Origin of the sequence: Mangrovibacillus cuniculi, assembly GCF_015482585.1 — a bacterium.
GTDB classification, from domain to species: Bacteria; Bacillota; Bacilli; order Bacillales; family R1DC41; genus Mangrovibacillus; species Mangrovibacillus cuniculi.
Window position 1 is genome coordinate 657,283 of sequence record NZ_CP049742.1, and the last position, 11,267, is coordinate 668,549.

Annotated in this window: 10 protein-coding genes and 1 other annotated feature; of the genes, 8 read left to right on the forward strand and 2 right to left on the reverse strand. The window is 38.3% G+C overall.

Annotation, left to right across the window (positions count from 1 at the left end):
- Positions 1–3: 3 nt before the first annotated feature.
- From fabF to G8O30_RS03410, 8 genes are all read left to right on the forward strand, one after another.
- Complete coding sequence (fabF, locus tag G8O30_RS03375) at positions 4–1,239, forward strand: beta-ketoacyl-ACP synthase II (protein WP_239674480.1); 1,236 nt, start codon at positions 4–6, stop codon at positions 1,237–1,239.
- 73 nt (positions 1,240–1,312) lie between these two features.
- Positions 1,313–2,047 (forward strand): DUF2268 domain-containing putative Zn-dependent protease, encoded by a 735-nt coding sequence (locus G8O30_RS03380; RefSeq protein ID WP_239673586.1) that lies wholly within the window; start codon positions 1,313–1,315, stop codon positions 2,045–2,047.
- Between the two features lie 166 nt (positions 2,048–2,213).
- Positions 2,214–3,242: an ABC transporter ATP-binding protein gene (locus tag G8O30_RS03385; RefSeq protein WP_239673587.1), complete on the forward strand. Its 1,029-nt coding sequence runs from the start codon at positions 2,214–2,216 to the stop codon at positions 3,240–3,242.
- Positions 3,239–4,237, forward strand: a complete 999-nt coding sequence (locus G8O30_RS03390) for an ABC transporter ATP-binding protein (RefSeq protein ID WP_239673588.1) — start codon at positions 3,239–3,241, stop codon at positions 4,235–4,237. The genes G8O30_RS03385 and G8O30_RS03390 overlap by 4 nt, the downstream gene beginning before the upstream one ends.
- A 30-nt stretch (positions 4,238–4,267) precedes the next feature.
- Complete coding sequence (gene opp4A / locus G8O30_RS03395) at positions 4,268–6,001, forward strand: oligopeptide ABC transporter substrate-binding protein (RefSeq protein WP_239673589.1); 1,734 nt, start codon at positions 4,268–4,270, stop codon at positions 5,999–6,001.
- Positions 6,002–6,123: 122 nt separating this feature from the next.
- Positions 6,124–7,086 (forward strand): oligopeptide ABC transporter permease, encoded by a 963-nt coding sequence (opp4B, locus tag G8O30_RS03400; RefSeq protein WP_239673590.1) that lies wholly within the window; start codon positions 6,124–6,126, stop codon positions 7,084–7,086.
- Between the two features lie 16 nt (positions 7,087–7,102).
- On the forward strand, positions 7,103–8,029 hold the full coding sequence (gene opp4C, locus G8O30_RS03405; RefSeq protein ID WP_239673591.1) for an oligopeptide ABC transporter permease: 927 nt from the start codon (positions 7,103–7,105) through the stop codon (positions 8,027–8,029).
- A 395-nt stretch (positions 8,030–8,424) separates the two neighbouring features.
- The gene (locus G8O30_RS03410; protein ID WP_239673592.1) at positions 8,425–9,189 is read left to right on the forward strand and encodes a YjbA family protein; all 765 of its coding nucleotides are present in this window, start codon (positions 8,425–8,427) and stop codon (positions 9,187–9,189) included.
- A gap of 138 nt (positions 9,190–9,327) precedes the next feature.
- Here the strand turns inward: G8O30_RS03410 and trpS are convergent, their stop codons facing one another.
- Both trpS and G8O30_RS03420 read right to left on the reverse strand, forming a co-directional pair.
- Positions 9,328–10,314 (reverse strand): tryptophan--tRNA ligase, encoded by a 987-nt coding sequence (gene trpS / locus G8O30_RS03415; RefSeq protein ID WP_239674481.1) that lies wholly within the window; start codon positions 10,312–10,314, stop codon positions 9,328–9,330.
- 58 nt (positions 10,315–10,372) lie between these two features.
- Positions 10,373–10,593, reverse strand: a binding site (T-box leader).
- Between the two features lie 36 nt (positions 10,594–10,629).
- Positions 10,630–10,974, reverse strand: a complete 345-nt coding sequence (locus G8O30_RS03420) for a DUF3899 domain-containing protein (protein WP_239673593.1) — start codon at positions 10,972–10,974, stop codon at positions 10,630–10,632.
- Positions 10,975–11,267 lie beyond the last annotated feature (293 nt).

Genomic DNA, 11,267 nt, shown 5'->3' on the forward strand with positions numbered 1-11,267 from the left:
ACCATAATGAAGCGAAGAGTAGTCGTAACAGGAGTCGGAGCAGTTACCCCTTTAGGGAATGATGCAGAAACAACTTGGACGAAAATGAAAAACGGCGAAAGTGGTATAGGTCCACTTACGAGATTAAACCCAGACGATTTCCCTGCAAAAGTTGCTGGGGAATTAAAAGACTTTTCTATAGAAGAATATGTAGAACGTAAAGAAGCACGTAAAATGGATCGTTTCACTCATTATGCTATTGCAGCATCAATGATGGCGGTAAAAGATGCAGGATTAGAAATTACAGAGGAAAATGCAGAACGCGTTGGTGTTTGGATTGGTTCTGGCATTGGTGGTATGGAAACATTTGAACAACAACATCAAAATTTTCTAAACCGTGGTTACAAGAGAGTGAGTCCTTTCTTTGTACCAATGATGATTCCAGATATGGCTACTGGACAAGTTTCTATCATGCTCGGAGCGAAAGGATTTAACTCGTGTACAGTAACAGCATGTGCAACAGGTACTAACTCTATTGGAGATGCCTTTAAGGTAATTCAACGAGGAGATGCAGATGCCATGATTACTGGTGGTGCAGAAGCGCCAATCACGAACATGAGTCTAGCTGGGTTCAGCTCAAATACGGCTTTATCCACAAATCCCGACCCTAATAGTGCAAGTAGACCGTTTGATAAAAATAGAGACGGATTTGTTATTGGAGAAGGTGCTGGGATTTTAGTTCTAGAAGAGTATGAAACAGCACTAGCTAGAGGAGCTACCATTTATGCAGAGATTGTAGGATACGGTTGTACTGGAGATGCCTACCATATCACTGCTCCTTCTCCAGAGGGTGAAGGTGGAGCTAGGGCAATGAAGATGGCAATCAAGGATGCAGGATTAGAGCCAGAAGAGGTAGATTACATTAATGCTCATGGAACAAGCACACCTTATAACGATCGTTTTGAAACAGCAGCAATCAAGTCTGTGTTTGGAGAGCATTCTTACAAATTAGCAGTTAGCTCAACGAAGTCGATGATTGGGCACTTACTTGGAGCTGCTGGTGGTGTTGAAGCTATTGCCACTATTTTAAGTATCCGTGACAACATTGTTCCACCAACGATTAACCTGCAAGAACAAGATCCAGATTGTGATCTGAATTACGTACCAAATGAAGCACAAGAACGTAATGTGCAAGTTGGATTAAGTAACTCTCTAGGATTTGGTGGACATAACGCATCCATCATATTTAGAAAGATATAACTTCTTTCTTTAAAACCCGCTTTCATTGGAAAGCGGGTTTTGTCATATCTATGAAGGAAAGAGAGGAGTGGCTATGGTGACCGTAATTCCAACGAACGAATATATGCGTACTTCTTTAGTACATAAACTACCTACTCCATTCCAAAAACAATTAAAGCAGCTATCTTTTTATGGAATGGATCAAAGAGTATCTTCTTTAGAAGAAATAATAGAAAAGATGGAAGAACAAAAATGGTGGGAGAAAATCCGTTATTTTGAATCTAAATATAAAGGTGAGTGGAGTGGAGTAGATTGTCCTATTTATATATATCCAATTTCCGCTAAATATTTAAAAAGTAACAAGAGTCATGTTGCAGGAGGGGCAACATTTAAAGAGGCAGTGTTCTTATTCTTACCTGCAGAACAAATTAATGGAAAAAAACTAGAAGCGCTGTTTGTTCACGAATATCATCATTATCAGAGATTAAATAAACTTCCAAAAACGATAGAGAATTTTACTTTGCTAGATTCATGTGTAATGGAAGGACTAGCCGAACATGCTGTGAGAGAATATTGTGGAGATAACTTTGTTCAATATAAAACAAAGTTATCTAAAGAAGAAGCGTTAGAAATGTGGAATAAGTATATTCTTCCAAACATAGATGAAAAGAAAAACAGTAAAATTCATGACGAAATACTCTTCGGTAAGGGTAATTATGGAAAATATTTAGGGTATGAATTAGGGTATTGGCTAGTAGATAGGTATCAGGAAAAGAATGCTTTTTCGACAAAGATAGCGTTATCACTAGATTCTAAACATTTTCTTTGAAAAATTTTTTTATGTAGGAAAAGCCCATTATATTGGGCTTTTTCTTGTTTTTTCCTAGAAAGAAACTTTTAAATTTTCAAAAAAGTGTTGCAAGTGTAATATATCTGTAATAATATTTTATTCAAATGTTACGAATTGACAGAAAATTAGCGGTTGAGGTGATCTCATGACAGTTGCAAGAAAAGGTACTTCTAACGAAACACTCCTAGAAGTAAAAGACCTAGAAACAGCTTTTAAAATCGATGGTAAATATTACAACGCAGTAGATCGCGTTTCCTTCAATGTTAAAAAACGCCAAATACTAGGAATTGTTGGAGAATCTGGTTGCGGTAAAAGTGTAATGTCTTTATCCGTAATGAGATTATTACCAAAAGGTATTGGTGAAATAAAAGGTGGTCAAATTGACTTTGAAGGTCAAGACCTTGCAGGTAAAACGGAAAAAGACATGTTAAAGCTTCGCGGAAAAGATATCTCTATGATCTTCCAAGAACCAATGACATCTTTAAATCCAGTGTTCACGATTGGTTATCAGATAGAGGAAGTCTTATTCAACCATCTATCCATCTCAAAAAAAGAAGCTAGATTAAAAAGTATTGCTTTATTGAAATCAGTAGGTATTTCTCGCCCAGATAAAATCGTTGATGAGTATCCTCACCAACTTTCTGGTGGTATGAGACAGCGTGTAATGATTGCAATCGCAATTGCACTACAACCAAAACTATTAATCGCTGACGAGCCTACAACAGCGCTTGATGTAACGGTACAGGCACAGATCCTAGAACTACTTAAAGAAATTCAAGAAGTAAATGAAATGTCCATCATTTTAATTACTCATGACTTAGGTGTTGTAGCAGAAATGTGTGATGAAGTAGTAGTTATGTACGCTGGCAGAATCGTAGAACGTGCAGACGTAGATACACTATTCCATAACCCTAAGCATCCTTATACAGAGTTACTGTTAGGAGCTATTCCAAAAATGGACGAAGAAGTAGAAACGTTAAGTTCCATTGGTGGTATTGTTCCTTCACTAAAAAATATGCCAGAGGTTGGTTGCCGTTTCGCTAACCGTTGTCCGAAGGCAATGGAGTCGTGCTTACAAGTAACACCTGCTCTTGGTGAAGTTGAAGCAAATCATGATGTAGCTTGTTTACTTTATGAGACTAGTCAACAGAAGGAAGGAGCAGCAGCGCGATGACAGTAAATCTTGAAGAAAAAGTAGTTGAAGGTAAAAGAGTATTATTAAATATTAAAAATTTAAAAACTCATTTCCCTGTAAAAGGCGGAATCTTAAAAAAGACTGTAGGTCATGTGAAAGCCGTTGATGGAGTTTCTTTTGAAATACTAGAAGGAGAAACTTTGGGACTAGTTGGGGAGTCCGGTTGTGGTAAGTCTACAACAGGACGAACAATTATGCGACTAATTAAACCTACTGAAGGTGCCATTGAGTTTGATGGAAAAGATATTACTAGTTTAAGAGGAAAGACGTTACGAGAAATTCGACAAGATATTCAAATGGTGTTCCAAGATCCATATGCTTCTCTAAACCCAATGCAAATGGTAGGAGACATTGTATCCGAACCTATTAGAAACTTTACAAAAAAGAGCATGAAATCACTAGAAGGCGAAGTGAAAGAACTTCTACAAAGAGTAGGTCTTCCAGAAGAGTCTTACTATAAATATGCTCATGAATTCTCCGGTGGTCAGCGTCAACGTATCGGGATCGCTCGTGCGTTAGCGCTAAAGCCAAAACTTATTATTGCGGATGAGCCGGTTTCTGCACTAGATGTTTCCGTTCAATCGCAAGTACTAAACCTTTTAAAAGAGTTACAAGATGAATTCAACTTAACATTCTTATTTATTGCTCATGATTTAAGTGTTGTAAAACATATGAGTGATCGTATCGGAGTAATGTATCTTGGTCAGTTGGTGGAACTTGCTGATAAAGATAGCTTATATAAAGAACCTTTGCATCCTTACACGAAAGCATTGGTTTCAGCTATACCGGAGCCAGACCCACGCAAACGTAAACAACGTATTGTCTTAGAAGGGGATGTTCCGAGCCCATTAAATCCACCAACTGGTTGTCCATTCCATACTCGTTGTCCAGAGGCACGAGAGGAGTGCAAGGCAGCAAGACCAGCCTTAAAGGAGGTGAAGCCGGGCCATAGTGTAGCTTGTGTACTTTATTAAATTTTAAAAACATTCTGGGGGAAAAATACAATGAAAAAGAAATCATTATTAACTTTAGGTACTAGTGTACTAGCATTATCAGCATTCCTTGCTGCATGTAGTGAAGAACCGGCTGCAACGCCTGAAAAGCCAGCGGATGATGGTCAAGGTACAACGGAAGAGCCAGCTGCAGTCGAAGGCGGTACAGTAACATTTGGTTACACACAACCATTTGCTGGAGTATTATCTTATGCGTTCTATGAAGGGGAAGATGATGCAAATATTCTTCAATTCATGCATGAAGGCTTAACTCAATTAGATGACGAGCTAGTAGCTGTTCCTAATTTAGCTTCTTGGGAAGTTGCAGAAGACTACAAATCTGTTAAGTTTACTCTAGAACAAGGTGTTAAATGGCACGATGGTGTAGAGCTAACAGCGAAAGATATGGTGTTCGCTTGGGAAATCATCGGTCACAAAGACTACACTGGACCTCGTTTCGCAAACGTATCAAACATCGTTGGTATTGATGAGTATAAAGAAGGAACTGCTGAGACTATCTCTGGGGTTGAAGTTCATGATGACTACAGCTTCACAGTTAACTTTAAAGAACCATCTGTTGTACTAGTTGAAAATCTATGGACAATTCCAGAGCCAAAGCACCACTATGAAGGTGTAGCTATTGCTGATTTAGCAGCTTCTGCACAAGTTCGTCAAACTCCTATTGGGGTTGGACCATTCAAAATCAAATCTATCACTCCAGGTGAGAGCGTTGAACTTGAGCGCTATGAAGACTACTGGCAAGGTGCAGCAAAACTTGATGGTGTAGTTTATAAAATCATCGACGGAGCGCTTGCACAAGGTTTAATCCAAAATGGTGAAATCGATATCATTGAAGCACCAAAAGATCAATGGGCTACAATCTCTACTCTAGAAAACGTAAACCCTGTAACAGCTGATGCAATGTCCTATAGTTACATCGCATTTGATTGGGGTAAATATGATCACGATAAAGGTATGGTTGTATCTGACAACCCTAAATTCCAAGAAAAGAAACTACGTCATGCATTAGCGCATGCACTTGATCGTCAAGCGTTCATTGATGCATTTGCTAATGGACTTGGTAAACCGCTTAACGCGCCATTCCCATCCATCTCATGGGCTGCTATTCCAGATAGCGAAATCAATACGTACGAGTATGACGTGGAAAAAGCAAAATCACTTCTTGATGAAGCTGGTTATGTAGATAAGGATGGAGACGGTTTCCGTGAAGATCCAAAAGGAGAACAATTCTCTGTAAACTTCGACGCAATGAGCGGAGCAGAAACATCAGAAGCACGTGCACAATTCATCATCCAATCTTGGGGTGAAGTTGGAATTAAAGCACAACTTAACGGTGGAGCTCTTAAAGAGTTCAACTTATTCTATGACACAATCGAAGCAGATGATCCATCTGTTGAAACGTTCATGGGTGCATGGGGTCTAGCGGCTGATCCAGATCCAGCTGGTATCTGGTTATCTACGGATACTTGGAACATGTGGAGATGGTATAACGAAGAGTCTGACGCTCTAATCAAAAAAGGTACAACGTTACCAGCTGAAGGTCAAGATGTTATCGAGCACCGTACTGCAATCTACCACGACTGGCAAAAACTTGTTAACGAAGAGCTTCCTGTAATCTTCTTCGAACAACGTGTAGACCCTTGGGCAATCAACAAACGCGTTCAAGGTGTAGAAGTAACGCCATTCGGTGTATCTGACTACCACTTATGGTCTGTTACAGAATAATAGATTTACCTTGTGATGGTGATTCAGCCTTATGGCTGAATCACATCATCTTATGGAAATTCCATCGCTTAAATGAAAGTAGGCGAGATATGGACTAGACTGAAACAGAAGGAGAATAAGCCATGCTTCAATATACGATTAGACGTATTCTTATCATGATCCCCATGCTACTTTTAATTTCTGTAGTGATTTTCTCTTTGGCAAAAGCAATGCCAGGTGATCCACTGTCAGGAAAAATTGATCCTCTTAACTCAGATCCTCATTATATTGCTGATATGCGAGAACAGCTTGGATTAAATGATCCATTACCTGTCCAATATGCAAGATGGGTAGGTGGCCTAGTACAAGGTGATTTGGGTGAATCATTTAGACACAAACGTGAAGTATCCGATTTAATCGCATCTCGAATCCCCAATACGTTATTACTAGCTGTTATGTCTTTAGTTATTACGTACATTTTTGCATTTATTATGGGAAGCTACTCTGGTCGTAAACCATATACATTAGGTGATAATTTGATAGCAGGATTTAACTACCTTGGAATAGCAATTCCTAGTTTCGTAGCTGCTATTGTATGTATTTATGTCTTCTCAATCCAACTTCAATGGTTCCCAGCAACTGGATCAGTTGGTTCTGGAGTAGAAGCAGGATTTGGATATTGGGTTAGTAAGCTAAAACACACGTTGCTACCAGCTTTAGTTTTAGGTTTACTTTCCACAGCTTCTTATACACAATATTTACGTAACGATATTATCGAAAGTGCTAGAAAAGATTACGTTCGTACAGCCCGTGCAAAAGGTACGAAAGAGTCTAAGATCTATAACGTTCATATTCTAAGAAACTCTATTATTCCAATTGTTACATTATTAGGTTTTGATTTTGCTGGATTACTAGGTGGAGCTATTATCATTGAAACCATCTTTACTTATCCAGGAATTGGTTACTTATTTATTGATGCAGTAAACGGTCGTGACTATTCTGTTATGATGGCGATTGCCATGATCTTAACTGTCTTTACATTACTAGGAAACTTACTATCAGATCTTCTATACGGTGTGGTTGATCCACGTATCCGTTTAGATTAAGGAGGCAAAGAATTCGATGGAACCTCAAGTGAATATACAAACATCTACACCGCCTTCTACTGGTGGTACTCCTGCTCAGACAAAAGGATTATCTCCATGGGCAATCGCAAGAAAGAAATTTTTAAGAAACAAGTTAGCAATGGGATCCCTGGTTGTATTGTTACTTATTGCTGGGTTATCCATATTTGCAGAACCATTAACAATGCCAATGGAAGAAACAGCTAAACAGAACATTATGGCATTAAGTAAACAACCTGGTGATGAATATATCCTAGGAACTGATAAGCAAGGAAGAGATGTGTTTGCAAGACTATTACACGGCGGAAAGATCTCCCTTACGTTAGCATTCTCGATCACTTCAATTATTCTAATCATTGGATCACTAGTTGGTTCAATGGCAGGGTACTTTGGTGGTAAAGTGGATGCTGTGTTAATGAGATTCGTAGACTTTGTCATGACATTCCCATTCTTACTATTCGTAATCGTTGTACAAGCAACGTTCGGTGGTGGGGGAATCATCTCCCTAATCTTAGTAATTAGTTTACTGAGCTGGGGTGGGGTAGCACGTATGGTACGTGGTAAGATCATGGCGGAAAAAGAAAATGAGTACATTTTAGCAGCTGTATCGATTGGATGTAAGACGCACCAAGTTATCTTGAAGCATCTAATTCCAAACGTGCTTTCTACTATTATCGTAAACGGAACCTTAATCCTAGCATCTATGATCGTTGCAGAAACGGCACTTTCTTTCCTAGGCTTCGGTGTTCCACTAACAACGCCAACTTGGGGTAACATGCTGCAAGAAGCAAGAAGCCCAGATGTTCTAGCACAAAAAATCTGGATCTGGATTCCACCAGCAGCAGTATTAACAACAACAATCCTTTGTATCAACTTCATCGGAGAAGGTCTAAAGGACGCACTAAACCCAAAATCTTTCCGTTAATAAAACGAATTGTAAAGACAGGTACATTCTTTATAGAGTGTACCTGTTTTTGTGTGTTTAGGATTTAGAACTATGTATTAAAAATGAGAGTACTACAGATTAAAAAGGTATTAACCATATTTTCTTAGGGATTGGAGCGGAAGGGGGCGACTCCTACGGGAAAGGTGGGTTACTGAGACCCCACAGGAGCGCGTACTTCAGCGACGAGGAGGCTCAGCAACCCGCCCCGTGGAAAGCGTCCCCCTGCAGCGGAAATCCCTGTGCAGTCTCTTGTTCTCTTGTAATTCACATATTTTTTTAGGTCCATTCATAATCACTATTTATCCATCAAAGGAATAAATTAACTAATTTCTGTTCATACTGTTCCACATAAACATGGAAGAGAGGGATCAGACATGCAGTATCTTCATGACGTATGGGTAAACTGGTTTGAAGGGGAAGAAAACGGTTATAACGTTTGTCATTTTCACGAATGGAAAAGAGAAGATGTCATTGAACTCTTAGATCAAGTACCTCTACTATACATATCAAGAGACCTATTCGAGTATATAGAAAATGACCTTTCAGAGCTTCCGGCATTATTACTAGAAGAAATCTATCAAAAATCATACTTACGGAAAAATCACGAGAGAACAACGGTTGATTACGCATGTGTGCTAACAGATGGGAATCGAATTATAGCGATTGATACGATTGGATATCAGATACCTATTCGTAAAAGCAGAATTATCCCAAGACATGAACAACTGGTGTATGAAATGATTCAACAAGAAGAACCGAGACGATTTGAAATTCCAAGAAACGCGTATAAAAAAGAGCATCATATTTTATCTCCCTCACCAATAGAAATGCGTGGATTAACACGAAAAGAACGTCAATTAAAACAGTTGCTTTATATGGCATTAGATCATCTTTACACAAGCAAAAATGTTTCAGAACTTCGCTACTGGTTTACAGAGTGGGAGCCAGACCAGTACCGCAACATTCAACATCTATCTTTTGAAGAGCTGTGGACACCATTCTATTCAGCAATTAAATCAGGATGGAGCAAAGAACATGTGTTACTTTGTGAAAGAATGATTAAAGGGCAACCTTTCTTCGAGAGACTTTGGGAAGTTGAAACACAGTCCGTAAATGAAAAACCACCGTTATGGCATTAATGCCTAACGGTGGTTTTTTGTTACGTGACTAGTAACAACTCAGGATTGGCAACGTGAAGTTGCCGGTACTTACCTGAGTATCCTTAAAATAAATCCTCCAGGCGGCAAGTTTGTGCACAAATTCATGTATTGTAAATATTAATGTCTCCCAAGCCCAAGCGCCTTTTCCATTTTTCGAACCATCTTATTAGCTACAAAGTTAGCTTTTTCTGCACCACGATCTAAAATCGCATCTAGTTCATCTGAATTAATTAGTTCATGATATCTTTCTTGAATTGGAGTAAAGTAATCAACTACTACTTTCGCTAAATCTCCTTTAAAGTCTCCATATCCTTTTCCTTCATAAGATTGAACAATATCGTCAATAGAACGTCCTGTTAGGATAGAGTAGATCGTCAGTAAGTTAGATACTCCTGGCTTATTCTCTTTGTCGTAACGGATAACACCTTCTGAATCCGTTACGGCACTCTTAATTTTCTTTTCTAATTGCTTCGGATCATCCAGTAGACGAATGACTGCTTTTTGATTTTCATCTGACTTACTCATTTTTTTAGTAGGATCTTGTAAGGACATAATTCGAGCACCAACTTCAGGAACGCGAATGTCTGGAATAGTAAAGATATTGTTGTACTTGTTATTGAAACGCTCTGCTAGATCTCTTGTAAGCTCAATATGTTGTTTTTGGTCTTCCCCAACAGGAACTAGGTCTGTTTGATATAAAAGGATGTCAGCTGCTTGAAGAGAAGGGTACGTAAACAAACCAGCTGATACAGAAGCTTTGCCTTCTGATTTATCCTTAAACTGTGTCATTCGCTCTAATTCACCCATATAAGTGGAACATTGTAACATCCATCCTGCTTGTGCGTGGGCTGGTACTTCCGATTGGATAAATAAAGTTACCTTTTCTGGATCTAATCCAACTGCCACGTATAGAGCTGCAAGTGATCTGATTTGTTTCTTTAGTTCCTTTTTTTCTTGAGGAACTGTTATGGCATGTTGATCAACAATACAGAAGTAACAGTCGTATTGTTCTTGTAGTTCCACAAACTGTCTCATTGCGCCAATGTAATTACCTAACGTAATGGTTCCACTAGGTTGTATTCCTGAAAAAATCTTTTGCATGATGTTTCCTCCTATTAAGAAGATGCGTAAACAAAGAAAAAAACCCATTCGTCCCCATAAATCTAGGGACGAATGAGTTTCCATCCGCGGTACCACCCTAAGTACTATAAACATAGTCACTCAAGCTTACCCGTAACGAGGGTGATACGTCTTTTGCTACTACGTGTAGGTTCACAAAAGATGCTCCAGAGTCCATTCATTATCTTCCTATGCTTGTTTGCACCGACCACAAGCTCTCTTCTATAGGAGGGGATAATTACTACTCTCTATCTACGCTCTTCATATTTACTTATAGTATAGAAAAACTAGTACATAATATCAAGAGTGCAACAGATAAATTCCTATTCCCATTAGGATCAGTAACACTAATCCGTTCCACAATAAAAAGCCAAAAGGGAGAGTGATTAACTCTGAGAGATATCGATTTTCATCATCATTTTCTAACACTGCTTTAGGTGCAAATGTTTTCTTTACACCATATGCCATTAAATCAAAAAAGCCACTTGATAAAATGTAGATGGAAACACCTATAAAAGCAGAAGTTCCTCCTATATAAAAGAGAGTATTGACAAAATTTAAAAGGGTAAATCCTCCATCTGAAAAGAAAACTAACAGAAATACTAGAAAGATGGAAATCGAAAAAGTATAAAGAAAAGATTTCAAATTGTACACCTCGCATAAACAATTGTATACTCTAAAACACCAGCACAAAATATAGTAGAATAAACGTGAATAATTATTCTGAAATACCACATTTTTATGCGTGCTAAGTTTGTTGTAGTTTTTATACAATTGAAAACATTGTTATATTTCTAAAATACATAATCTCTTGTAGAATGTCCAATTTTGTTGATTTCAAGGGAAATTATCCAGAAATAAACACTAGTTTCAAGGTAATATGTTATTGAATAGAGATTAATATTATTTCAATTGTGTAAATTTTTTTTGAAAAATTA

Coding starts and splice junctions, on each gene's coding strand:
- G8O30_RS03410 (WP_239673592.1), top strand. CDS start 8,425: ATGCAGTATCTTCATGACGTATGGGTAAACTGGTTTGAAGGGGAAGAA.
- opp4A (WP_239673589.1), top strand. CDS start 4,268: ATGAAAAAGAAATCATTATTAACTTTAGGTACTAGTGTACTAGCATTA.
- opp4C (WP_239673591.1), top strand. CDS start 7,103: ATGGAACCTCAAGTGAATATACAAACATCTACACCGCCTTCTACTGGT.
- G8O30_RS03390 (WP_239673588.1), top strand. CDS start 3,239: ATGACAGTAAATCTTGAAGAAAAAGTAGTTGAAGGTAAAAGAGTATTA.
- G8O30_RS03380 (WP_239673586.1), top strand. CDS start 1,313: ATGGTGACCGTAATTCCAACGAACGAATATATGCGTACTTCTTTAGTA.
- opp4B (WP_239673590.1), top strand. CDS start 6,124: ATGCTTCAATATACGATTAGACGTATTCTTATCATGATCCCCATGCTA.
- G8O30_RS03385 (WP_239673587.1), top strand. CDS start 2,214: ATGACAGTTGCAAGAAAAGGTACTTCTAACGAAACACTCCTAGAAGTA.